We start from the raw sequence: 21505 nt of genomic DNA, 5'->3' as shown, positions 1-21505 counted from the left end.
CCCATGCTCGGCTGCCGTTGGGCAGCGAAAGGCAGCCGAGCGTGGGCTCGGCTCTACGGAGTCGCGTGGTCAGAACGCGCTGGGGCGCGGCTCGGCCAGCGGTTCGTCGACCATCGGCTGCAGCGCCGCATCCAGCGCCACGCGCTCATCGAACACGAAACAGCGGCCTTCGTAACCCTCGCCGCCCACTTCCTCGAAGTAACCGAGGATGCCGCCGTCGAGCTGCAGCACGTTGTCCATGCCCTCATTGACCATCCACAGCGCCGCCTTCTCGCAGCGGATGCCACCGGTGCAGAAGCTGACCACGGTGCTCTCCTTCAGCGCCTCGCGGTGCGGCGCCAGGGCCTCGGGCAGGTCGGTGAACTTGTGGATGGGCAGCACCAGCGCGTCCTTGAACGTGCCGTACTCCACTTCCTGCAGATTACGCGTATCGAGCATCACCACCGGCTTGCCGGCATCGTCGTGGCCCTCGCGCAGCCAGCGCTGCACGGTGGCCGGGTCCACCGCCGGCGCACGCGGGTATTCCAGCGGCTGGCCGTCATCGCGGCGGAAGCTGATGATCTCGTCCTTGACCTTGGCCTTCAGGCGCGCGAACGGCGGGTGCTCGCTGAAGCTGGTCTTGACCCGCATGTCGGCAAAACGTGCATCGGCATGCAGGGCGGCATAGAAGTCCTTGATCGCCTCCGGCGCGCCGGCCAGGAACAGGTTCAGGCCCTCGCCCGCCACCAGGATGGTTCCACGCAGTTCCGTGGCCTCGGCACGCGCCAGCAGCTGGTCGCACAGGACCTGGGGGGCGTCAATGACGGCGAAGTGGTAGGCGGCGGTATTGGCGATCATCCCGCCATTTTAGCGCCTCGCGACCGCACAGGCAGATTCAGGGGTCAGAGCCCTCCGCCCAGCGGAGGGATCCGACCCCTTGCCGGCCAGCGGCCGGCACTACCGCGGCGGCTTAGCCCCGCAACAACACGAACGGCAGCAGCACCAGCGCCGCCGCCACCACCATGCCCAGCAGCACCAGCACCACGAACACCGGCCTCCGCCGCAGCAGACTGCCGAACGTCTCGGCCGTGCCCTCGCGCAGCGCCTGCTCGCGCTCGGCACGCACACGCACCCCGCGCGCCGCCTGGTACTCGGCCATCAGCGCCTTCGCCCGCGGCTGGTCGGCATCCTCGCTCAGCCACAGGCCGCCGTTGGAAATGCCCCACGGGCTGGGTTCGGTGCGGTACCAGGCGATGCCGTGCTGGTCCAGCAGCGTGCAGACGTCGGCGTATTCGTCGTCACCGACGTTGCGGAGATTGAGCAGGAGTTTGGCCATGCGACCATGATACCCGGCACCGATGCGCTACCCTTGCCGCCCCCGACACCACCCATCCCGGAGACGCCCGATGCGCCGCCTGCTGCTACCCCTGCTGCTGTCCCTTGTCGCCGCCGGCTGTGCCCGCGAACCCGCCGGTCCGCCCCCGGGTGGCACCCTGACCACCTTCGAGCGCATCGACACCCAGGTCGGCACCGGCGCCGAAGCCGTCCCGGGCCAGAAAGTCTCCGTGCACTACACCGGGTGGATCTACGACCAGCGCACCGAAAGCAAGCATGGCAAGACCTTCGACAGCTCGGTCGGCCGCGGCGAACCCTTCACCTTTACGCTCGGCGCCGGCCAGGTCATCCGCGGCTGGGATGAGGGCGTCGCCGGCATGAAGGTGGGCGGCAAGCGCACCCTGATGATTCCGCCGGCCTATGGCTATGGCGACCGCGGCATCGGCCCGATCCCGGCCGGTTCCTCGCTGGTGTTCGATGTCGAGCTGCTCGATGTCAAACCGTAATGCCGCTGCACCGCGCCGGGTCGTCGTTATCGGCGGCGGTCCGGCCGGCCTGTTCGCCGCCGAGCGCCTGCGCGCGGCCGGCCTGGACGTGGACCTGTACGAGGCCAAGGGTTCGCCCGGCCGCAAATTCCTGATCGCCGGCAAGGGTGGGCTCAACCTGACCCACTCCGACCCGCGCCCGCTGTTCGACAGCCGCTACCGCGAACAGGCCGATGCCGTCGGCCAGTGGCTGGATGGCTTCGACGCCCAGGCGCTGCGCGACTGGGCCGCCGGCCTCGGCGTGGAGACCTATGTGGGCAGCTCCGGCCGCGTGTTCCCGGTCGACCGCAAGGCCGCGCCGCTGCTGCGTGGGTGGGTGCGCCGGCTGAAGGAACAGGGCGTGCGCCTGCATGCCAACCATCGCTGGACTGGATGGACCGAGGAAGGCGCGCTGTGCTTCAGCACCGAAGACGGCCCGATCGAAGTGCAGGCGGATGCAACCCTGCTGGCGCTGGGCGGCGGCAGCTGGCCGCAGCTGGGCAGCGATGGCGCCTGGGTCGCGCCACTGCAGGCGCGCGGCGTGGACATCGCTCCGCTGCAATCAGCCAATTGCGGCTTCGACGTGGACTGGACCCCGTTCTTCGCACAGCGCAATGCCGGCGCACCGCTGAAGCCGGTGGTCGCGCACTGGATCGACCTGCAGGGCCAGCCGCACACGCTGCAGGGCGAATGCGTGGCCAGCGAGTACGGCATCGAAGGCAGCCTGATCTACGCGCTGGCCGCCGACCTGCGCGAAACCATCAACCGCGATGGCCCCGCCACCCTGTGGCTGGATCTTGTGCCGGGCCGCGACGAAGCGCGCCTGCTCGCCGATCTGTCGCGCCCGCGCAAGGGCCGCAGCTTCGGCGAACACCTGCGCCGCCAGGCAGGACTGGATGCGGTGAAGACCGCGCTGGTATTCGAGATCCTGGGCAAGGACGCCGGCAACGACCTGAGCGCCGTGGTCGCGACGCTCAAGCGCCTGCCGCTGCGCCTGCAGCGCCCGCGGCCGATGGCCGAAGTGATCAGCACCGCCGGTGGCGTGCGCCTGCAGGCGCTGGATGACGGCCTGATGGTGCGCGCCCTGCCCGGTGTGTTCTGCGCCGGCGAGATGCTGGACTGGGAAGCGCCGACCGGCGGCTACCTGCTGACCGCGTGCTATGCGAGCGGGTTGCGGGCGGCCGAGGGTGTCATCGCGTGGCTGGTGGGACGCTGACCGGGGTGTTGTAGAGCCGAGCCCATGCTCGGCTGCTCCGCTTCTGTAGAGTCGAGCCATGCTCGACTGTTCTGCTCGTGTGGCAAATGCAGCCGAGCATGGGCTCGGCTCTACACGGCGCGGTGCATGCGCACCGAGGCCAGGGCCACGCCACTGGGGTGCGGATAGGCTTCCTCGGCCCCGGCGATGAAGCCCTGCCGTTGATAGAACGGCACGGCGTTGAGCGAGGCCGACAGCACCACGTCACGCGCCGGATCGGCCAGTGCCAGCAGGCGCTGCATCAGCGCCTGGCCGATGCCCTGCCCGCCCTTGTCCGGATCGACGAACAGCGCATCGACCTCGTTGCCGACGGCATCGAACACACCAAAGCCCAGCAGGGCGCCCCGCCCGTCCTCGGCCACCACACAACCGCCCTGAGCGAGCAGGCGTTGGTACTGTGCCGGTGGCGGCGAGGCCGACCATGGCGCGATCACCTCGGGCGGGTAATGACTGCTGCAGGTTTCGCGCACGCAGCGCGTGCGCAGCGCCCACAGCGTGGCCACGTCATCGGTCGTGCCGGTCCTGAACTGCATGATCCCTCCATGTAGATTCAAGCCATGCTCGACTGCTTTTGTAGATCGAAAGGCAGTCGAGCATGGCTCGACTCTACACAACCGTTACCGCGATTTGCTCGCGCGCAGCGCCTGGATGCGCGGCGGCGGCTGGAACGAATCGCTGCGCGCTTCGGCCCAGAACGAGTGGAACACCGCGTGGTCCGGCACCTTGTGCAGCAGCTCGCCCGGTTCGAGGTAGCGGTACAGCGAGGACAACGAACGGATCTCGACCGGCGAAACACGACGCAGGATGTGCTCGGGCCCCAGCTCGGCCGGGTCATTGAGACCGGCCGCGCACAGCAGTTCCTTCAGCGCATGCAGGGTGTGCTCGTGGTAGCTGTGCACGCGCGTGGCCTTGTCCGGCGCATCCAGATGCTTCCAGCGCGCCGGGTTCTGGGTGGCGATGCCGGTCGGGCACTTGTCGGTATGGCAGCTCAGCGACTGGATGCAGCCGAGCGCGAACATGAAACCGCGGCCGGCATTGCACCAGTCCGCGCCGAGTGCGATGGTGCGCGCGATCTCGAAGGCACTGGTGATCTTGCCGGCCGCACCGATGCGGATGCGCTCGCGCAGGTCCAGGCCGACCAGGGTGTTGTGCACCAGCAGCAGCGCCTCGTGCATCGGCACGCCGACGTGGTCGACGAACTCGGCCGGCGCCGCGCCGGTCCCACCTTCGGCACCATCGACCACGATGAAATCGGGCAGCAGGCCGGTTTCCTGCATGGCCTTGGCAATGCCGAACCATTCCCACGGGTGGCCGATGGCCAGCTTGAAGCCCACCGGCTTGCCACCGGACAGCTCACGCAGGCGGGCGACGAACTGCAGCAGTTCCACCGGCGTGGAGAACGCCGAATGGCGCGACGGTGACACGCAGTCCACGCCCATTGGCACGCCGCGGGTGGCAGAGATCTCGGCAGTCACCTTCGGCGCCGGAAGCACGCCACCGTGTCCCGGCTTGGCACCCTGCGACAGCTTGATCTCGATCATCTTGACCTGATCGTGGGTGGCATTGGCGATGAAGCGTTCCTCGCTGAAACCGCCCTTCTCGTCGCGGCAGCCGAAGTAGCCCGAGCCGATTTCCCAGACCAGATCACCGCCCATCTCGCGGTGATACGGCGAAATCGAGCCTTCGCCGGTGTCGTGGTAGAAACCGCCGCGACGCGCGCCGTCGTTCAGTGCGCGGATCGCGTTGGCCGACAGCGAGCCGAAGCTCATCGCCGAGATGTTGAACACGCTGGCCGAATAGGGCTTGGCGCAGGTGGGACCGATCAGCACGCGGAAATCATGCGCGGCGATGGTGGTCGGTGCCAGCGAGTGGTTGATCCACTCGTAGTCCACCGCGTAGGTACTGCGCAGGGTACCGAAGGGCACCGTGTCCATCTCGTTCTTGGCGCGCTGGTAGATCAGCGCACGCTGCTGGCGCGAGAACGGCACGTCTTCCAGGTCGCTCTGCACGAAGTACTGGCGGATTTCCGGGCCGATGGACTCCAGCCCGTAGCGGAAGTGCGCCATCACCGGATAGTTGCGGCGCAGGGTGCTGCGCTTCTGCAGCAGGTCCCAGGTGCCCAGTGCCACCATCGCGGCGGTCAGACCGACACCCCAGTACCAGGCCGGCCAGATCGTGGCCAACCACAGGCACAGGGGAAACAGCAGGATGGCGAGCAGGTAGACGATATACCGGTGCATGGCGTTCCTCGATTGCAACCGCCCCAGTCTAACGTGCGCGTGTCTACAGGCGGTCGTCGACCACGTTGCGCGGCCAGGCAGACTTCACGTCGTAGACCAGCCCACCCGGCGCCAGCAGCAAGCGGATTCCATCTTCATCCAGCGCCTTGAAGCTGGCATGGGCCACCGCCAGCACCACCGCGTCGTACTGCCCGGCCTGCGGCTCGGCCACCCAGTGCACGTTGGCATCAGCGAGGGCCGCCGGCCCCACCCACGGGTCGCTCACCTGCACCTGTGCGCCGGCCGACTGCAGGCGCTGGGCCAGTTCCAGCGCGCGGCTGTTGCGCAGGTCGGGGCAGTCCTCCTTGAAGGTCACGCCCAGCACCAGGATGCGCGACTGCGCTGCCGCACGACCGCGCTCGGCCAGCATCGCCAGCACGCGGGTGGCGACGTGTTCGCCGACACGGTTGTTGACCTGCCGCGCGGTGTGGATCAGGTCCGGGTGGAAGCCCACGCTCTCGGATTTGTGCAGCAGGTAATAGGGATCCACGCCGATGCAGTGGCCGCCGACCAGGCCGGGCCGGAACGGCAGGAAATTCCACTTGCTGCCCGCAGCGTCCAGCACATCCTGGGTGTCGATGCCGAGGCGGTCGAAGATCAGCGCCAGCTCGTTGACCAGGGCGATGTTGACGTCGCGCTGGATGTTCTCCACCACCTTGGCTGCTTCGGCCACACGCATCGACGGTGCCGGGAAGGTACCGGCGGCGATGATGCGCTGGTAAAGGCCGTCGACCATCGACGCGACCGCCGGGGTCGAACCGGAGGTGATCTTGCGGATGTCTGCCAGGCGCCGCTGGCGATCCCCCGGGCTGACCCGTTCGGGGCTGTAGCCGCAGTAGAAATCCTCGTTGAAGCGCAGTCCCGAGCCCTCTTCCAGCAGCGGCACGCAGACTTCCTCAGTGGTACCCGGGTAGACCGTGGACTCGTAGATGACCAGATCGCCGGCGCGCAGATGGCTGGCCACCAGCCGCGTGGCCGAGCGCAGCGGCTCCAGGTCCGGCTGCTCGTACGCATCGATCGGCGTGGGCACGGTGACGATGTAGACGTTGCAGGCGTCCAGCTGCGCAGGGTCACTGCTGTAGCGCAGCTGCACGGCCGCGGCAAGTTCCTCCGGCTCCATCTCCAGCGTGTGGTCCTGGCCGCTGCCCAGCTCGGCGATGCGTGCCGCGTCGATGTCGTAACCCAGCGTGGGGACATGACGACCGAACGCCACGGCCAGCGGCAGGCCGACGTAGCCCAACCCGATCACGGCCGGCAGCGGTTGCTGCGCGGCGCTGATGGGCGCGCTCATGGGCGATGCCCCGTGGGCAGCGACAGGGTCTGGGTCATCCGGGTTTCCGCGGTGAAGGCAAGCATGCCCACAAGGTTAACCGCCCCGGCGACGACAGGCCACGCCGGGCTCAGGAGCCAAGGCAGACCGCGGCCGGTTCCAGTTCGCCATGGCCTCCGGTCCAGGCCTCCAGCAGCAACTCAAAACCGTGGCTGCACGACGGCGACCCGTTGTCGAAACCCTGCCACGGCGCGGCCACGATGCCGTCCAGCGTGGCCGCATCGATCATGCGGTTGGCCATGGTCCAGCGCGGGAACCAGCGCCACTGCAGGGCCCCCGCAGCCAGCTCGGCGACGCTGCCGTGACGGCGCGCATTGAGGATGCGCGCATGCACCGATGCCACGCCATCGCGCGGCCCTTCGATGTACTGCAGGAAGCAGGTGCCATCGAACATCAGTACGCCGGTGACGCCGGCCATGCGGTTGAAGGTGGTCGCGTCGGCCAGCAGCGCATCGAGATCGGGCACGTCCAGCCCTTCCTTGGCCGTACTGACATAGGCAAACGCATGCAACGCCATCTCCACCACTCCCCTACCCCTGATACGGGGAAATATGACAGGAAGCACGGGGACTTCAAGCGCTGGCTATTCCGGCGGCGCCTCGATCACGTAGCCGCGCTGCGTCAGTTCTTCCAGATAGCCTTCGCCCAGCAGCTGGCTGACCGGCACCGTTGCAAACGTGCCGGCATGTTTGGCCAGCGCAGCATCGGCCGCCTGCAACCAGCGTGCGCGTACCTGCTGCGGCAGGTTGCTCCAGCCACGGCGGCGCACGAACTCCGAGTCCTGCAGCATTTCCCTGCAGCTCTGCGCCATCGTCGAGGAGGACAGGCGCTTCAACGCGGTGACATCGCCCAGCGCCCAGGCATTGGCGCGCTCGCGCAGCATCGGCGCCTGGAACTCAACCGTGTCGAGAGTACGTTCGAAGCACGCGCGGTCATCCACTTCCGACGCCTGCAGCTCCTTCAGCGCGCCACGGATGTCGTCGATCTTCAGCTTCACCTGCACGTCTTCCGGCTGCAGGTCGTGCGCCTTGTAGACGCGCTTCAGTGCGTCCTTGACCTGCTTGCTGTCGCGCAGGCCATTGCGCTTGAGGAAGGCCCGGTACAGCCGGCCGGAGGCTACCAGCGGACGCTCCTTTTCCACGCTGCGATCGTTGCCGAGGTAGGTCTGCTTCAGGCCCAACCAGCGCACATAGGTGGGTGCGGGCAGCAGCTGGTCCAGCGTGCGCCCCTGCGGATCACGCGCGGTCTTCTTCGCCAGCGGCAGCAGGGTAAGCCCCTTGAAGAAGCCGATCTTCGCGTGCAATCCAAAGCCCGGATCGCCCAGTACGTGATCGACACCGGCGATGGTGCGTTCGACGTCATCCGACCGCCATTCCACGCGCGCTGGCAGCGGCGATACCGTGCCGAGGATCCACAGCACATGGCCCTGCGGGCCGGTCACTTTCCACAGGCCGGGACCCGGCTGTTCACCGGTGACCTGCACGGTGTCCAGATCGACCACCGTGTCCGATCCCGCAGGCGGTGGTGCCGGCTGCGCCAAGACGGGCCCTGCGGCCAGCCACATGGCCAGCACCAGCCCACACTGCATCCACTGCCTGCCACGTGCGTGCATGTCGCCATTCCCGGGAGAATGGGCGGACTGTAACCAGCGCCGCAGCCGGCTGCGTAAAGGCCACGTTATCCGCCGACAGCGGCGATGATTCCGTTACAATCGGCGCGCGCTGCAGGCCCGGATGGCGAAACTGGTAGACGCATCGGACTTAAAATCCGCCGGGGGCAACCCCATGCCGGTTCGATTCCGGCTCCGGGCACCACGCGCAACACGCCTCAGATCGCCCGCGAGTACCGCGGCTGCTCCTGCGCAACGCGCAGATAAGGATCAAAGCACATCGCCAGCAACCGCAGCAGCGGCCGCCCCGGCTCACTGGCGCGTACCACCCCATCGCTGTACTCGGCCAGGCCATCGCGCTGCAGCCGCTGCACGGCCTGCAGATCCTGCGCGAAGTACTCCTCGAAGCGCACCCCATGGCGCTGGGCCAACGCATGGCCATCCACCTCGCCCTGGCACATCAGCTGCTGGATCAGCTCGGCGCGCAGCTGGTCGTCCTCGCTGAGCGCGACCCCGCGCCAGACCGGCAGCTGGCCCTGGTCAACTGCCGCTTCCCATGACGGCAGATCGCGCGGGTTCTGGCTGTAGGTGGCGCCCACGTGACTGATGGCACTGACCCCCAGGCCAAGCAGATCGGTGTCGGCGTGGGTGGTGTAGCCCATGAAATTACGGTGCAGCTGACCGGCGCGCTGCGCGCGCGACAGGTCCTCCTCGGGCAGCGCGAAGTGGTCCATGCCGATGTACTGGTAGCCCGCCGCGGAAAGACGTTCGACTGCCAGCCCAAGCAGGGCCAGCTTGTCTTCCGGCGAGGGCAGCCGACTCTCGTCGATCTGCCGTTGTGCGCGGAACAGGTGCGGCAGATGCGCGTAGCCATACACCGCCAGGCGATCCGGGCGCAGCGCCAGCACCAGCTCCAGGGTGCGTCCGAAGCCTTCCAGGCTCTGCCCGGGCAGGCCGTAGATCAGGTCGACGTTGACCGAGCGCATGCCGCTGTCACGGCAGGCCCTCAGGATGTCCAGCGTCTGCCGCACACCCTGCACGCGGTTGATCGACTCCTGCACCTGCGGGTCGAAGTCCTGCACGCCGAGGCTGGCGCGATTGAAGCCCAGGCGTGCCAGCATCGCGACGTCACCGGCATCGATGAAGCGCGGATCCAGCTCGATGGAGAAATCGCGCTTTGACGAGTCACTGAAATCGAAACGCCGACGCAGCCCTTCCACCAGCGTGGTCATGGCCTCGGCATCGAGGAAATTGGGCGTGCCGCCGCCAAGGTGCAGCTGGATCACTTCGCGCCCGTCATCGAACTGCGGTGCCAGCAGGTCGGCCTCGGCCAGCACCCGCGCAACGTAGCTGTGGCCACGGCCACGATCGCGGGTGATTACCCGGTTGCAGCCGCAATAGAAGCACGGGCTGGAGCAGAACGGCACGTGCACGTACAGCGACAGCGCGCGCGCCGTCTGGTTGCTGTCGGCGATCGCCTGGCGCAGGGCCGGCGCGTCGAAGCCATCGTGGAAATGCGGCGCGGTCGGATAGGAGGTGTAGCGCGGCCCCGGCCGGTCATGCCGGCGCAGCAGATCAGGGTCGAAGGTCCAGGCCAGGCCACCAGCAGCGGGAGAGAACGTGTCCATGGCGCCAGCATCGCGCCGGCGCGGCGCCCCCGCCTTGACCTGGATCAATCCTGGCCGCAGACGCCCAGCACCGGCAGGCCCACCTGCGGCCAGCGCAGCATCTGGTAGCGGCGCCAGAAGGTTTCAGCGATGCGCTTGGCCACGTCGTCGGCCAGCGCCTGCATCGGCGGGTTGCCGCACTCGGCGGTGGTCCTGTGGAACAGCACCAGCCAGCGGTCGAACAGATCCTTGTCCAGGTCGATGGCCATGTGCTTGGACATCGGCGAACCACTGAAGCGGCGGGTACCGCGCAGCATGGCCGACCAGAAATCGACCAGCTGGGCCAGGTGCGAGGGCCACTCATGGACGTGCCCGTTGAACACCGGCCCCAGCCGCTCTTCCTCGCGCACCCGCGCATAGAAATCGTGGACCAGGCGGGTCACTTCCTCTTCGCTGCACAGCGCCAGCGAGGCGACGGGAAGTTCGGTCGGGGATGGTGCGTTCATCGGGTTACCCAGTACGGATCGGCAGTGTGCCGAAGGCGGCGGCGGCCGCTGTTGATCCAGATCAATGTCGGCGCGGACAGGCCCGCCTAGGCTGACGCGCTTGCACGACGCATGCCCTGCGGATGCTGCGCCGACCACCGCGAAGTATACGCGCCGCCCTCTTCCTCAGCCCTGGGACAGCATGAACACATCGTCTTCCGGCCGCCGCCAGCGGCTGATCCAGCACTGGGGCGCAGTCCTCTGGCCCAGTTTCATCGCCGCCGGCCTGGCCTGCGTGGTGTTCTTCGCCTTCGTCGATCCCCTGCGGCTGCAGGCGATCAGTTTCCCGGGCAGCGCGATCAGCCGTGAGCTGGGCTACACCGCAGGCTTCTTCATGTTCTGGGCAGTCACTGCGCTGTCCAGTGCGGTGACCGGCTACCTGCTGCGCCCGATCGACGACGGCGACGACGATGAGCTGCCACTGGGATGAGCTGCGCCGCGCCCTCCCTGCCACGCCCCTGGCGCTGGCGTGGCGCCCTCAGTGCCACGCTGCTGGCGTTGTTCTACGTGCTGCCCTGGCTGCGCTGGGATGGACGCCAGGCGCTCCTGCTCGACCTCGCGGCACGCCGCTTCGATCTGTTCGGCTGGACGCTATGGCCAGATGACCTCGGCATGCTGCTGGGCCTGCTGGCGGTGCTTGCCGTGGGCCTGGCCCTGCTGACCCACCTGGCCGGCCGGGTCTGGTGCGGCCACGCCTGTCCGCAGACGCTGTGGATGCGCGCCTTTGACGGCATCGCCCGCGTGCTGGCGCAAAGGCTGCCCCCGCGCGCGGCCACGGTCTCGACCCGACTGTGCTGGGTGCTGCTCTCGCTGTGCACCGGCATCACCTTCGTCGGCCTGTTCAGCCCGATCCACGGCCTGCTCGGCCTGCCCGCCGCAAGCGGCTGGAGCGGGTGGAAAGTGTTCTGGGTGCTGTTCTATGCCGGGGCCACCTACGGCAATGCCGGCTTCCTGCGCGAACAGGTATGCCGCTCGCTGTGCCCGTTCGCGCGCCTGCAGCCGCTGCTTACCGATCCGCATACCCCGCGCATGCTGTACGACGCTCCCCGCGGCGAACCCCGTGGCGCACGACCCGCCGCACTGGGCGGCGTGCAGGCGCGCGGCCGTGGCCTGCTCGACCCGGTCACTGCGCAGGACTACGTGTTCCGTGCCGCGCATCCGCTGCTGGCGGGGCCGATGCCCACCTTCAGTGCGGACCGGCTGGGGGATTGCACCGACTGCGCGGCCTGCGTGACGGCCTGTCCGATGCAGCTGGACATCCGCCATGGGCCCCAGGCCGATTGCCTGGCCTGCGGTGCCTGCCTGGAAGCGTGCGCGCAGCAGCAGCACCGCGCCGGCTTCGGCCCCGGACTGGTGCGCTACTGCAGCCCGCAGGTGATGGCCGGGCAGGCGCCACGCCGGTGGCGCACACGCACCACCATGCTGGCATCCCTGCTGGCCGCCCTGCTGGCGTGCGGCGCTTGGCGCCTGTGCTGACTCAACGCGGGCGGCTGCTGCCGTCCGGCGGCACCAGCTGGGCACGGCGGACGATGCCGAGCTGCTCGATGATCAGCGCCAGATCGTTGGTCACTTCGGTACGCTCGGTTCCCTGCGGAACCAGACGATCAAGCACCTGCTGGTAGGTATCCCAGAATGCCGGACCGCATCCGTGTTTGTGATAACTGGCTTCCAGTTCGCGGCGTACCCGTTCAGCCAAGCCATGCATGCCGTATTCCATACGACCTCCGTTGGACTTGTCCTGCATCGTTCAAGGTCAACCGATCGACGTGCGTGATACTGAATGACTCCCGGTCTTCACAACCGGCTGATGCCAATTAGTCATAATTTTCACGACAGGTCAATGACATGGCGCGACTTTCGTGATTGAAATTATTAATCATTCATGATCTGAGCGATCGGACTACCCTGCCCCGCCGTCGCGCCAAAGCCGACATCCTCGCCAGATACGCATTCCACCTCGCCCCTGCCGCGCCTGTTTCAATCGAATTCAACTATGGCGATAAGCGTGCTTAACAAATCGGAATAAGCACGCTGACAGCGACAATTTCTGTCGTTACTTAGATGGTTTTCACCTGATCGCTCTTTTCGGCAGGAAACAGACCGGGATAGCGCTGCTGCAGCATGTAGCGCCGCAGCGGCGGGATCGGAAAGTCGCAAGGCCATTGCGAGACAGCGGATCGGCTGATTCCAAAGAGCCTGGCCAGCTCGGCGTCGGTCTCCAGGCCCAGCCGGATGCGCACCTGACGCTTGCACCAGATTTCGTCCATTTTCGATCTCTTTCGTCATCAGACTTATTCTGGTGGCAAGGATTCTTTTGAATCCACGCGTTAAGCTGGCTTGCATAGATGAATACTCTTGGACAACGACTCGCCGCCGCAATGAAAGACGCCGGGCACCCACGTCCGGCCGACCTTGCCCGCGCCTCCGACAGCACTACGGCCACCATCAGCAACTGGCTCAACGACAACGTCAAAGCCGACCACGTAAAAGCCGAACAACTCTTCCGAATCGCCGATGCGGTGAAGATGGACCCGCGCGAACTGCTGTTCGGCCCGGTCGATGGCGCAGTGGGCGAGCGCGGCACGGCCTACATGTACCTGCCCAGCGAGGCCTACCTGGATGTCTGGGAAACCGCCTATGAACTGGTGGCCAACATCCTGGACCGACGCGGGCTTGATGTCGGCCTCCGCCGGCAGGCATCGCTGGGATTGATGGCCAACGACCTGCTGCGCGAAGGCATCAGCCGCAGCAAGGTCGCCCGCGTGGTGGCCACCGCCCTGCCCTGACAGATCCTGCCCAGCGCCGCGTCGCGCTGGTAGCATGGGCGTTGATGGGGATGGGGCTCCCCCGATAACCGCCTGAGATGGCTGATGGCTCCTGTTGTTGACGAACCCGGCGTTCGTCGATGGCAGGCCGTGCCCGCCATTGCGTACGCCGTCGATCCTGCGAACCAGCACTCGAGGCAAGCGATGCAAGCATTGAACAACTATGTCCTGGTCTTCCTGGGAGGCGGCGCAGGCGCGTGCCTGCGCCATGCCTGCAACCTGCTCGGCGCGCGCGTCGCCGTGGGCAGCCCGTGGCCCTGGTCGACCTTCCTCATCAACATCAGCGGCGCACTGTTGATGGGCGTGGTGGTGGAGGCCTTCGCCCTGCGTAATGGCGCCTCGCCGCAACTGCGGCTGCTGCTGACCACCGGCATCCTCGGCGGCTACACCACCTTCTCCACCTATTCGCTGGAAATCGGCCTGCTGCTGCAGCGCGGCCAGCATGGGCTGGCGGCATTGTATGCCGGCGGCTCGGTCGCACTTGGCCTGGCCGGCCTGTTTGGCGGCATGAAGCTGGCCCGGCTCGCACTGGGCTGAGCACTCAGGCGGCGCTGGCGCGATCCTGTTCGCGCCACTGCCGTGGCGACTGCCCGGTGTGCGCCTTGAACGCACGCGACAGCGCGGCTTCGCTGCCGTAACCGACGTCGTCGGCAATCCGCTTCAACGGCCGCCCCTGGCGCAGCGCCTGCTGGGCGAGGCCGACACGCCAGCCCTGCAGGTACTGGCCCGGCGTGGTCCCCATCGCCTCGCGGAAACTGGCGGCGAACACGCTGCGCGACATGCCGGCGGTTTCGGCCAGGTCCTCCAGCGTCCAGGCCTGCGCCGGCGCCTCGTGCATGGCCACCAGGGCCAGGCGCAGGCGCGGGTGGCCGAGCCCGGCAAACAGGCCGCCGCGCATCTGCCCACCTTCCATCAACTGGCGCAGTACCTGGATCATCACCACCTCGAACAGTCGGTTGACCATCACCGTGCGCCCGCAACGCTGCTCGAAGGCTTCCTCGAACAGCAGATCCAGCGCGGCGCTGCCGCCATACAGATCCGTCAGCGGCATGCAGATGAAATCGGGCAACGCCGGGCTGATCGGATTGAGCCGGCCGCCTTCGAAATGCAGGTTGGCGCAGGCCATGTCGGCCCCGTGTTGCGGGTCGGTACTGAAGCGGTGCGGCATCGGCCGCGGGTACAGCAGCAGGCTGGGCACATCCACCTGCACGGTGTGCTGGCCATGCGTGACCTGCACCGGTCCGCGCCGCACCAGGTGCAGGTGGCCGGCCTCATCCTCGCCCGGCAGGCTGTTGATGCCGCACAGCGCGCCGGCATGGAACACCGAGGCGCTGACCGCGAAACGTTCCAGCAGAATGGCAAGGCGGTCGACCATGGCAGGACTCCGGATCAAACAGGTGATGGTTGATGCGACCCATCGTATCGAATTCGTCGGTACGCCGGCGAGAACCGCGATGCTGCCCAACACTGCGGCAGCGCAGCGCGCGTGCCCCCCCCCCCAGGCCCTATGCTCGGCGCACCCCTGCACGGATGACTGCGATGCACGCCATGCTCTCCCTGATCCTGGCGATCGGTCTGCTTCCGACCAGCACCCTGCACGCGGCCGCGCCGCCAGCGCCGCGCACGCTCAGCGGTGAACTGCAGGGCGCACCTTGGCGGCTGGATGTGCCCGCACGGTGGAATGGCGAGCTGGTGATGCTGGCCCATGGCTATGAGCCGGTGGGCGTGCCGCGCGAGACGCCGATGGCGGCTGCAGACAGCACCCAGGCACTGCTCGATGCCGGTTACGCCGTCGCCCAGAGTGCTTACTCCAGCCAGGGCTGGGCAGTGGCCGATGCGGTGGCCGACATGGAGCGCCTGCGCCAGCACGCGCTGGACGAACTCACGCACGTGCGCCACACCTGGATGCTCGGCTTCTCGATGGGCGGCGCGGTCGCCGTGGCCAGCCTGGAGCGCCATCCGCAGAGCTATGCCGGTGGCATTTCACTGTGCGGCGCCAACCTGCCAGGCGACGTGCTGGCCCGGGACCTGCTCACCACCCTGGCGGCCTTTGATTACTTCTTCCCCAAGGCCGAAGGCCTGCCGGCCGGCGGCCTGCTGTCGAGCGAGGCCGGCGCGCTGCCGCAGATGGCGCTGTACCAGGGCATCGCTGCCGCATTGGCGACTCGTCCGGCAGAGTCCGCACAGTTCGCTACGCGCCTGCAGGTCGCACCCGATGCACTGGCCGGTGCGATCAGCCTGCATGCGCTGGTCCTGCACGAACTGGCACAGCGCGCCGGTGGCATGCCCGCCGGCAACATCGGCATCGTCTACAGCGGCTTCGGTGACGACGCAGCCTTCAACGCGGGCGTGCAACGCGTGCAGGCCAGTGCCGCTGGGCATGCGTACGTGCGCGACCGTCTGGCACTCAACGGCGCGTTGCAACGGCCACTGGTGATCCAGTTCAACCATGGCGATCCGAGCATCGTTCCGCGCATGCAGACGGTGTATCCGCAGCTGGCAGCGCGTGCAGGCAGCGCCTCGAAACTGCATGTACTGCCTCCCGCCGGCGAAGGCCATTGCGGCTTCTCCGGCGCACAGGTGGTGGACGCACTGAAGGCGGCTTCCGCGCACTGAGGCTACGATGGAGGCACGGCGCAGCGCGCGTCGCGTACCTCATTCCATTGCCCTGTGAGCCCATGGCCTTCTTCGAACGACTGAGCGACACCCGCTACCTGCCGACCGCACATGTGGGCGGCGCCTGGAACACCAACGAGCAGCACATCGCCCCAGCGATGGGATTGCTCGCGCATCACCTGCAACGCGACGCCGCCGCGCGCGGCCACGGCTTCCTGATCGGCCGCCTGTCCTACGACATCCTCGGCACCATTCCAATCGAAGCGATGGACGCACACGTGCAGGTACTGCGCGGCGGCCGCACCATCGAACTGGTGGAAGCCACCCTCAGCCACCAGGATCGCGCCGCCCTGCGCGTGCGTGCGTGGCTGATGCGCCCGAACGATACCGCAGCGATTGCCGGCACCCCGCTGACGCGCATCGCGGCTGCCGACACGATGCCCGAATGGGACCCGGCGACGGTGTGGCCGGGCGGCTTCATCGAGAACGTGGAGATCCGCCGCGATGACCACGGCCCCGGCCGTGCGACCTACTGGGCACGCGCGAAGCGGGCGCTGCTGGACGGCGAGACGGTGAGCCCGCTGGCACGCGCCGCCACCCTGTTCGACCTGTCCAACGGCATGGCCGTGCGCGCCGATCCGAAGGACATCGCGTTCCCCAACCTGGACCTGACCGTGCACCTGTTCGGCACGCCGCAGGGCGACTGGCTGGGCTTCGACACCTCGGTCTCGTTCGGCAGCGAAGGCATCGGCCTGACCAGCACGGTGCTGCACGACGAGCGTGGCCCGATCGGCAGCATCGGCCAAGTGCTGACCGTTCGCCCCTGAGCGCAGCCGCGCAGATGCAGCGAGCGGCGTCAGCCGCCCAGCGTGCCCATGGTGAAGGTGTAACCCGAGCGCATCAGGAAATCGCGCATGCGCAGTTCAGCGCGGCGCGGTGATGGCAGATCGGAGGGGCCATACAGGGCATAGACCAGGCCCGAGCCTTCGACGCTCTCACGGCGCACGCCGCAATGGCGCGTTTCGGCCGCGATCACCCAGCCGTCCTTCAATTGATCCGGCCCGATCGACTGACCGTTCTTGAGCCGGAATGTCAGCCAGCGCACCTCCGCAGTGGATCTGCTCATCGCTGGCCTGCCGCGCATGCGGTCCTGCATGTCCCTGCTTGCCATTGCTGCCCCCGAAGACGTGGACCTTGACCATACCCCTTTGCCATGTCGTGACGGTTTGAGACTGATTGCGTCACGACCTGGCGCCCACCCGGCCCGGTCAGCGCCGCCTCAGGACGAGGACCCGGCTGGCGTGGCGTACTGCTGATTGACACGGTCTTCCTGCTCCCGGCGTGCGGACGCACAGCGCTCGCGCGCCGCGGACATCTGCGCATCGGCGGCAACGCGTTCAGAACTCAGCGACTGCTGCAGGCTGGATAGCTGCGCACGGATGCCCGATTCGAGCGTGGCAGTGGACAGTGGGCTGCTGGCCTCAGCAGGTGCACTGCGGGCGTCTGCCAACTATCGATCCAGCTCGGCGACCTGCCGGTTGACGGCCTGCGTCCGCGCTTCGAGCGGGCCGTAGATGCGCGCCTGCTCCCCCTGCAGGCTGTTCCGCTCGGCGATGCCCGCGTCGCTCATGCCGGCGGTGGGATACACCGCCGCGCGATTGGACGCCTCGCCAGCGCTCTCGGATGCGGCGCGGTTCGAACGCAGCTTCATCGGCTCGCTGCCGGCACCGCACGGGTCCTGCGAATAGACCGTCTCACCCGATGCGCCCTTGCACTTGTAAACCTGCGCCGACGCCCCCGGTGCCAGCAGCAACAGCACCAGGACCATACCGAAATTCGCGTTCATCCAGACCTCCTGTCCGTGGCCGTGGTGGCCCGCTGACTCGTACGCTACGACGGCTCTCTGGCAACGGCAAAGCCCCCGCCAGCCCGTGCAACGCGATTCCGTTCACACAACGCGTCTGCCAGCATCTGGATTTCCGCACGCATGGCCAGCACCTGCAGCCAGTCCCCGGGGATGCCGGCCGCACCGTAGAAGGCACCGGCCAACTGGCCGAGCACCGCTGCGGTGGTATCGGCATCGTCGCCCAGGTTGGCCGCTTCCAGCACCGCAGCGGCGAAGGTGTCGTGCCGGTGGAAGCACCAGAACGCCGCCTCCAGGCTGTCCACGACATAGCCACTGCCGCGGATCTGCTCACGGCTTGCCTGCTGGTACTGCCCGGCGGCGATCTGCTGCAGGCGTTCGCCGTGCACAGGGATGTCGCGCAGATCCAGCACAGCCTGCTTCGATTGCCCGTCCAGCGCACGCTCGATCGCAGCCGCCAGCACACGGCATGCGTCCAGGCATTCACGCGCGGCATGAGTGGTACGCGAACTCAGCTCGGCCATCGCCGGCAGTTCCGGCGTTCCGGCATAGCGCAGCACCACTGGCGCCAGGCGCATGATCGAACCATTGCCGGCACTGCGCGGGTCTTCATTGCCCGACAGCGGCTGCCCGCTGAGCAGGAACTGGTCGATGGCCGCGCGCGTGGCCATGCCGATGTCGAAGCACTCACCGGTCGCGCTCCAGTAACCGTTGCGATACCAGTTGGCATAGCGGGTCATCTGGTCGCGTGGGTCGAATTCACCGCAACGCACCAGGCTTTCGGCCAGGCACATCGCCATCGAGGTGTCGTCGGTCCACTGCCCCCGCTTCAGATTGAACGGGCCACCGCCGACCATGTCGGTGAGCGGCGTGAAACTGCCGCGCGGCTTGAACTCCACCGTGGTGCCGACGGCATCGCCGCAGGCCAGTCCGAGCAATGCGCCGCGGAAGTTGTCGATCTGGTTCATGCCCCGAGTGTAACCAGACACGGCATCAGGCGTTCCCGGACACCCGTCTCAGTTCGAGAGCGGCAAACGTATACCAGCCAAATGCCGGCAGCAGCGCGATGCGCTGGGTCAGCCCATGCCAGGGCTGCGGATCGAAACCGGACAGCATCAACCACAGATAAGCCATGCCCAGCAGCGACGTGGCGCGCGCCACCCAGGCGATGCGCCTGGAGGCATCGGCACCGAGCTCTACCAGGAACAACAGCGGCGTCAGGATGGAAAAGATGCCGATGGAGTACATGCCGTGCAGCGGGCTGCCGGTGGTGAACACCCCGTTGCTGAGCATGGCCACGCCGAACAGTGTGGAGGTGAGCGCGGTGAGTGCGAAGCGGTGGCCCCAGCCCAGCAGCGCAAGACTGAAGAGGAGGATGGCCGCGCCATTGACCGCGATGCAGGCCGTCAACATATTTGCCGACAGGCCCGGCATCAGGCCCATCTCGCTGAGGTGCTGCGAGAGCGAGCTGTAGCCGGGCACGGTGAAGCCGAACGCGATTGCGGCGAACATCGCGCCGAGGGGAAGGTAGATTGCCTGCCGGATTGCCAACGCGCGCACTGCCTGCCCTCTTCCTGAGTGTGACCGCGGACGTTAGCAGGGGCGCTTATTGGCGAGGAGTGCGGTTTGGCAGGGGGCGGCCCAAAGAAAAAGCCCTGACCGGAGTCAGGGCTTTTCAATTGGAGGCCTCAAGCGGAATCGAACCGCTGTAAACGGATTTGCAATCCGACGTAAATACATACTATTCAACAACTTGCTCCTTCCAGCCACCCGTCGTGACCACCTTCGTGTACAACCGAACAGGACCGGTGGACGGCCGTCGGGAATCAACCACTACTCCCACTTTTTCAGCATCAACATCCCGTTGGCAAACTGATGGGTCCAAAGCGCTAACTCAAGGCCCTTCACGAAATCATGCTGAGAGCCGCGCAGCTCTTCAATTTTGCTGCGCGCATGTTCAGTGACGCTCCTCACAGCGGCATTACGAGACGCCGGAGTCAGGAAAGCCAACCTCTTTTTCGAAATAAGATGCGCCGTCAGCCTATCATCGCGCTCACTGGCAGCGTAGAAACCATCATCTGACACGTCATCGCCAGAGATGCAGAACAGCTCGCGAAGATCAGCAGTATCGAGTATCAAAAATCCTTCGCTGTGAGCGCGCTCCCCAATAGGTAGACGCTGATCCTCCACGATGAGGATGAAGCCATCATCTTTAAGCAACCTGAAAACCACCGAGCCTTGCCCAAAGAGATATGGCCATTTATCAGGATGAATTTCATGAAGTACGTTTGTCAGAATTATGCAATCAACAGTACCCGCGCCAAGCTTGCCAAGCATTGAATGATCGCTATTGAAATAACGCCCATCATGGCTTCCATGGTAAAGATCGATGGCCGCCTTGCATTCATTGCCATCCTCCACATAGAAATCATATGCATGGTATGAAATTCTTGATCCACCCTCCTTCAGCGCGTCAACCAGGCGTCCTTTTCCAGCACCGTAATCGACGATCTTAAGATCACCGCTCGCGGAAATTTTACCTAATGCCTCACGAATCTGCCTCAGCTGTGGATCGTCAGGCCCAGTCAATACAGCAGCAGGAGGCATCAAACATTGATAAGAAAAATTATTAACCGCAATCTGCGCAGGCAATGACAAGAAAGACCCGAGGCGAGCGATATTTTCGGCATCTCCCAATAGATCAGATATGACGATCATTGGATTTCTACCCGCCCGAGTAGCTTTTCCATCCACAACAGACCAGATGCTTCTTGAATTCCGGGAGTTTATAAATGAGAGAAGAGGTATTGAGTGCGTCGCAATCCATACCTGAACCTGCGGGGCGGAAGTCTCGATATGACGCAGCAAGTCGACCAGAACGGATGGGTGAAGATGATTCTCCGGCTCGTCCATAAACAATATCGCGCCACCTATTCCCGCCTCCTTTGCATGCAAGGCAGCGATAAGCTGCAGAATTACCATCTGACCAGAAGACAGCCTCGCTTTAGCAACAGGCCTCCCAAACAACATAGGACGGCCACGCTCATCCCGTTTTAGGTTCTGCCCAAGGAAGGAGAAAATCGCACCATCCAGAGCTGAGAAAGACTTTTCCGCATCCTCGGAACTCACACCTTCTGACCGAATTGTTCCGTGTGAGGAATTAAAGTGACGATCAAAAATCGCTTTAATATAGGGCAAGACCTGGCGATTCCAGTCCGGAGCATGCGACTTCGCCAACTGCAATGCACTTTGCCAAACAGCATTGTCGGTCATTTCACCCGGATCGACGAAATCTGCTGCCGATGGAGTAAACTTTAGCGGCACGCCTGGCGCACCCTCGAAAATGAAATTCCGCCGAACATGGAGCGCGGCCGCGTAATCAGCAAGAGTGTGATCGTCCTCTATTTGCCCAGCGGCAAAACTTGTATGGAATGCGGCGGCGTTACGTTCCAGAGCATCGTCGGAATCACCCGATCTTCGGTGATAGCTATTGAGACAATCATTAACGAAATTGAGTATCCTTGACTTGCCACTACCGTTCTTTCCTGCCAGAACGACATAGCGATCCAAACCGCTCATCTTGTGATCTACGAGGCCGTATCGGCGAGCCTGGGATCCTGAGATCTGGACATTTTGCAGCATGCGTGCTCCATCACCTTTATGGTTAGACCACGCTTTTACTGAAATCCTCCAGACTTAGCAATAGTTCCGCTCATGACTCCCGTTGCCAAGACACG

General features: G+C 65.7%; 25 protein-coding genes, 1 tRNA gene and 1 riboswitch. Of the genes, 9 read left to right on the top strand and 17 right to left on the bottom strand.

Annotation, left to right across the window (positions count from 1 at the left end; translation table 11 throughout):
* Window positions 1-69: 69 nt before the first annotated feature.
* Both DCO49_RS04280 and DCO49_RS04275 read right to left on the bottom strand, forming a co-directional pair.
* Complete coding sequence (locus DCO49_RS04280; RefSeq protein ID WP_116862961.1) at window positions 70-837, bottom strand: sulfurtransferase; 768 nt, start codon at window positions 835-837, stop codon at window positions 70-72.
* Window positions 838-949: 112 nt separating this feature from the next.
* The gene (locus DCO49_RS04275) at window positions 950-1315 is read right to left on the bottom strand and encodes a DUF6164 family protein (RefSeq protein WP_108768450.1); all 366 of its coding nucleotides are present in this window, start codon (window positions 1313-1315) and stop codon (window positions 950-952) included.
* A gap of 70 nt (window positions 1316-1385) precedes the next feature.
* On the opposite strand from DCO49_RS04275, the gene DCO49_RS04270 reads away from it, so the two are divergent.
* Entirely contained in the window at window positions 1386-1820 is a 435-nt protein-coding gene (locus DCO49_RS04270) for an FKBP-type peptidyl-prolyl cis-trans isomerase (RefSeq protein WP_108768449.1), read from the top strand.
* Window positions 1807-3054: a TIGR03862 family flavoprotein gene (locus DCO49_RS04265; protein ID WP_116862960.1), complete on the top strand. Its 1248-nt coding sequence runs from the start codon at window positions 1807-1809 to the stop codon at window positions 3052-3054. Before DCO49_RS04270 ends, DCO49_RS04265 begins: the two co-directional genes overlap by 14 nt.
* 110 nt (window positions 3055-3164) lie before the next feature.
* On the opposite strand, the gene DCO49_RS04260 is transcribed toward DCO49_RS04265, so the two are convergent.
* The 5 genes from DCO49_RS04260 to DCO49_RS04240 all read right to left on the bottom strand — a co-directional run bounded on the left by DCO49_RS04260 (window position 3165) and on the right by DCO49_RS04240 (window position 8314).
* Window positions 3165-3626, bottom strand: a complete 462-nt coding sequence (locus DCO49_RS04260; RefSeq protein ID WP_116862959.1) for a GNAT family N-acetyltransferase — start codon at window positions 3624-3626, stop codon at window positions 3165-3167.
* Between the two features lie 84 nt (window positions 3627-3710).
* Complete coding sequence (locus DCO49_RS04255; RefSeq protein ID WP_116862958.1) at window positions 3711-5333, bottom strand: FMN-binding glutamate synthase family protein; 1623 nt, start codon at window positions 5331-5333, stop codon at window positions 3711-3713.
* A gap of 43 nt (window positions 5334-5376) precedes the next feature.
* The gene (locus DCO49_RS04250) at window positions 5377-6663 is read right to left on the bottom strand and encodes a nucleotide sugar dehydrogenase (protein WP_116862957.1); all 1287 of its coding nucleotides are present in this window, start codon (window positions 6661-6663) and stop codon (window positions 5377-5379) included.
* Between the two features lie 109 nt (window positions 6664-6772).
* Complete coding sequence (locus tag DCO49_RS04245; protein ID WP_116862956.1) at window positions 6773-7219, bottom strand: BLUF domain-containing protein; 447 nt, start codon at window positions 7217-7219, stop codon at window positions 6773-6775.
* A gap of 66 nt (window positions 7220-7285) precedes the next feature.
* Window positions 7286-8314 carry a TraB/GumN family protein gene (locus tag DCO49_RS04240; RefSeq protein WP_116862955.1) on the bottom strand — a complete coding sequence of 343 codons (1029 nt, stop codon included), beginning with the start codon at window positions 8312-8314 and terminating at the stop codon, window positions 7286-7288.
* A 115-nt stretch (window positions 8315-8429) separates the two neighbouring features.
* On the opposite strand from DCO49_RS04240, the gene DCO49_RS04235 reads away from it, so the two are divergent.
* A tRNA-Leu gene (locus tag DCO49_RS04235) sits at window positions 8430-8516 on the top strand.
* Window positions 8517-8529: 13 nt separating this feature from the next.
* Here DCO49_RS04235 and hemN read toward each other — a convergent pair.
* Together hemN and DCO49_RS04225 are read right to left on the bottom strand one after the other, a co-directional pair.
* Window positions 8530-9939 carry an oxygen-independent coproporphyrinogen III oxidase gene (gene hemN / locus DCO49_RS04230; protein WP_116862967.1) on the bottom strand — a complete coding sequence of 470 codons (1410 nt, stop codon included), beginning with the start codon at window positions 9937-9939 and terminating at the stop codon, window positions 8530-8532.
* Between the two features lie 44 nt (window positions 9940-9983).
* Window positions 9984-10424, bottom strand: a complete 441-nt coding sequence (locus DCO49_RS04225) for a group III truncated hemoglobin (RefSeq protein WP_116862954.1) — start codon at window positions 10422-10424, stop codon at window positions 9984-9986.
* 181 nt (window positions 10425-10605) lie between these two features.
* Here DCO49_RS04225 and DCO49_RS04220 point away from each other — a divergent pair, with 181 nt between their 5' ends.
* Entirely contained in the window at window positions 10606-10893 is a 288-nt protein-coding gene (locus DCO49_RS04220) for a hypothetical protein (protein ID WP_116862953.1), read from the top strand.
* On the top strand, window positions 10890-11939 hold the full coding sequence (locus DCO49_RS04215; RefSeq protein ID WP_116862952.1) for a 4Fe-4S dicluster domain-containing protein: 1050 nt from the start codon (window positions 10890-10892) through the stop codon (window positions 11937-11939). Before DCO49_RS04220 ends, DCO49_RS04215 begins: the two co-directional genes overlap by 4 nt.
* 1 nt (window position 11940) lies before the next feature.
* Here the strand turns inward: DCO49_RS04215 and DCO49_RS04210 are convergent, their stop codons facing one another.
* On the bottom strand, window positions 11941-12180 hold the full coding sequence (locus DCO49_RS04210) for a hypothetical protein (protein WP_116862951.1): 240 nt from the start codon (window positions 12178-12180) through the stop codon (window positions 11941-11943).
* A 340-nt stretch (window positions 12181-12520) separates the two neighbouring features.
* Window positions 12521-12730 carry a hypothetical protein gene (locus DCO49_RS04205; protein ID WP_116862950.1) on the bottom strand — a complete coding sequence of 70 codons (210 nt, stop codon included), beginning with the start codon at window positions 12728-12730 and terminating at the stop codon, window positions 12521-12523.
* A gap of 111 nt (window positions 12731-12841) precedes the next feature.
* Between DCO49_RS04205 and DCO49_RS04200 the strand changes: the two genes are divergently transcribed.
* The gene (locus tag DCO49_RS04200; RefSeq protein WP_116862949.1) at window positions 12842-13249 is read left to right on the top strand and encodes a helix-turn-helix domain-containing protein; all 408 of its coding nucleotides are present in this window, start codon (window positions 12842-12844) and stop codon (window positions 13247-13249) included.
* 37 nt (window positions 13250-13286) lie between these two features.
* Window positions 13287-13350: riboswitch (Fluoride riboswitch) on the top strand.
* Window positions 13351-13432: 82 nt separating this feature from the next.
* On the top strand, window positions 13433-13825 hold the full coding sequence (crcB, locus tag DCO49_RS04195) for a fluoride efflux transporter CrcB (protein WP_116862948.1): 393 nt from the start codon (window positions 13433-13435) through the stop codon (window positions 13823-13825).
* 4 nt (window positions 13826-13829) lie between these two features.
* Here crcB and DCO49_RS04190 read toward each other — a convergent pair whose 3' ends face one another.
* On the bottom strand, window positions 13830-14663 hold the full coding sequence (locus DCO49_RS04190) for an AraC family transcriptional regulator (protein ID WP_116862947.1): 834 nt from the start codon (window positions 14661-14663) through the stop codon (window positions 13830-13832).
* 173 nt (window positions 14664-14836) lie between these two features.
* On the opposite strand from DCO49_RS04190, the gene DCO49_RS04185 reads away from it, so the two are divergent.
* On the top strand, window positions 14837-15904 hold the full coding sequence (locus DCO49_RS04185; protein WP_243402657.1) for an alpha/beta fold hydrolase: 1068 nt from the start codon (window positions 14837-14839) through the stop codon (window positions 15902-15904).
* Between the two features lie 62 nt (window positions 15905-15966).
* Complete coding sequence (locus tag DCO49_RS04180) at window positions 15967-16731, top strand: thioesterase family protein (protein ID WP_116862945.1); 765 nt, start codon at window positions 15967-15969, stop codon at window positions 16729-16731.
* A 29-nt stretch (window positions 16732-16760) separates the two neighbouring features.
* On the opposite strand, the gene DCO49_RS04175 is transcribed toward DCO49_RS04180, so the two are convergent.
* The 5 genes from DCO49_RS04175 to DCO49_RS04155 form a co-directional block, all read right to left on the bottom strand.
* Entirely contained in the window at window positions 16761-17030 is a 270-nt protein-coding gene (locus DCO49_RS04175; protein WP_116862944.1) for a hypothetical protein, read from the bottom strand.
* Window positions 17031-17414: 384 nt separating this feature from the next.
* On the bottom strand, window positions 17415-17750 hold the full coding sequence (locus DCO49_RS20480) for a DUF4124 domain-containing protein (protein ID WP_243402656.1): 336 nt from the start codon (window positions 17748-17750) through the stop codon (window positions 17415-17417).
* A gap of 44 nt (window positions 17751-17794) precedes the next feature.
* Window positions 17795-18736, bottom strand: a complete 942-nt coding sequence (locus DCO49_RS04165) for an ADP-ribosylglycohydrolase family protein (protein WP_116862943.1) — start codon at window positions 18734-18736, stop codon at window positions 17795-17797.
* 25 nt (window positions 18737-18761) lie between these two features.
* The gene (locus tag DCO49_RS04160) at window positions 18762-19328 is read right to left on the bottom strand and encodes a DUF998 domain-containing protein (RefSeq protein WP_133249386.1); all 567 of its coding nucleotides are present in this window, start codon (window positions 19326-19328) and stop codon (window positions 18762-18764) included.
* A gap of 273 nt (window positions 19329-19601) precedes the next feature.
* Window positions 19602-21410: an AAA family ATPase gene (locus DCO49_RS04155; RefSeq protein WP_116862941.1), complete on the bottom strand. Its 1809-nt coding sequence runs from the start codon at window positions 21408-21410 to the stop codon at window positions 19602-19604.
* Between the last annotated feature and the right edge of the window lie 95 nt (window positions 21411-21505).

Origin of the sequence: Stenotrophomonas sp. SPM (assembly GCF_003105135.1) — a bacterium.
Classification (GTDB): domain Bacteria; phylum Pseudomonadota; class Gammaproteobacteria; order Xanthomonadales; family Xanthomonadaceae; genus Stenotrophomonas.
This window is presented reverse-complemented; position numbering and strand designations above follow the sequence as displayed.

Coding starts and splice junctions, on each gene's coding strand:
- DCO49_RS04280 (WP_116862961.1), bottom strand. CDS start 837: ATGATCGCCAATACCGCCGCCTACCACTTCGCCGTCATTGACGCCCCC.
- DCO49_RS04260 (WP_116862959.1), bottom strand. CDS start 3,626: ATGCAGTTCAGGACCGGCACGACCGATGACGTGGCCACGCTGTGGGCG.
- DCO49_RS04215 (WP_116862952.1), top strand. CDS start 10,890: ATGAGCTGCGCCGCGCCCTCCCTGCCACGCCCCTGGCGCTGGCGTGGC.
- DCO49_RS04205 (WP_116862950.1), bottom strand. CDS start 12,730: ATGGACGAAATCTGGTGCAAGCGTCAGGTGCGCATCCGGCTGGGCCTG.
- DCO49_RS04245 (WP_116862956.1), bottom strand. CDS start 7,219: ATGGCGTTGCATGCGTTTGCCTATGTCAGTACGGCCAAGGAAGGGCTG.
- DCO49_RS04155 (WP_116862941.1), bottom strand. CDS start 21,410: ATGCTGCAAAATGTCCAGATCTCAGGATCCCAGGCTCGCCGATACGGC.
- DCO49_RS04220 (WP_116862953.1), top strand. CDS start 10,606: ATGAACACATCGTCTTCCGGCCGCCGCCAGCGGCTGATCCAGCACTGG.
- DCO49_RS04250 (WP_116862957.1), bottom strand. CDS start 6,663: ATGAGCGCGCCCATCAGCGCCGCGCAGCAACCGCTGCCGGCCGTGATC.
- DCO49_RS04240 (WP_116862955.1), bottom strand. CDS start 8,314: ATGCACGCACGTGGCAGGCAGTGGATGCAGTGTGGGCTGGTGCTGGCC.
- DCO49_RS04270 (WP_108768449.1), top strand. CDS start 1,386: ATGCGCCGCCTGCTGCTACCCCTGCTGCTGTCCCTTGTCGCCGCCGGC.
- crcB (WP_116862948.1), top strand. CDS start 13,433: ATGCAAGCATTGAACAACTATGTCCTGGTCTTCCTGGGAGGCGGCGCA.
- DCO49_RS04180 (WP_116862945.1), top strand. CDS start 15,967: ATGGCCTTCTTCGAACGACTGAGCGACACCCGCTACCTGCCGACCGCA.
- DCO49_RS04210 (WP_116862951.1), bottom strand. CDS start 12,180: ATGGAATACGGCATGCATGGCTTGGCTGAACGGGTACGCCGCGAACTG.
- hemN (WP_116862967.1), bottom strand. CDS start 9,939: ATGGACACGTTCTCTCCCGCTGCTGGTGGCCTGGCCTGGACCTTCGAC.
- DCO49_RS20480 (WP_243402656.1), bottom strand. CDS start 17,750: ATGAACGCGAATTTCGGTATGGTCCTGGTGCTGTTGCTGCTGGCACCG.
- DCO49_RS04185 (WP_243402657.1), top strand. CDS start 14,837: ATGCTCTCCCTGATCCTGGCGATCGGTCTGCTTCCGACCAGCACCCTG.
- DCO49_RS04165 (WP_116862943.1), bottom strand. CDS start 18,736: ATGAACCAGATCGACAACTTCCGCGGCGCATTGCTCGGACTGGCCTGC.
- DCO49_RS04265 (WP_116862960.1), top strand. CDS start 1,807: ATGTCAAACCGTAATGCCGCTGCACCGCGCCGGGTCGTCGTTATCGGC.
- DCO49_RS04190 (WP_116862947.1), bottom strand. CDS start 14,663: ATGGTCGACCGCCTTGCCATTCTGCTGGAACGTTTCGCGGTCAGCGCC.
- DCO49_RS04225 (WP_116862954.1), bottom strand. CDS start 10,424: ATGAACGCACCATCCCCGACCGAACTTCCCGTCGCCTCGCTGGCGCTG.
- DCO49_RS04275 (WP_108768450.1), bottom strand. CDS start 1,315: ATGGCCAAACTCCTGCTCAATCTCCGCAACGTCGGTGACGACGAATAC.
- DCO49_RS04255 (WP_116862958.1), bottom strand. CDS start 5,333: ATGCACCGGTATATCGTCTACCTGCTCGCCATCCTGCTGTTTCCCCTG.
- DCO49_RS04175 (WP_116862944.1), bottom strand. CDS start 17,030: ATGAGCAGATCCACTGCGGAGGTGCGCTGGCTGACATTCCGGCTCAAG.
- DCO49_RS04200 (WP_116862949.1), top strand. CDS start 12,842: ATGAAAGACGCCGGGCACCCACGTCCGGCCGACCTTGCCCGCGCCTCC.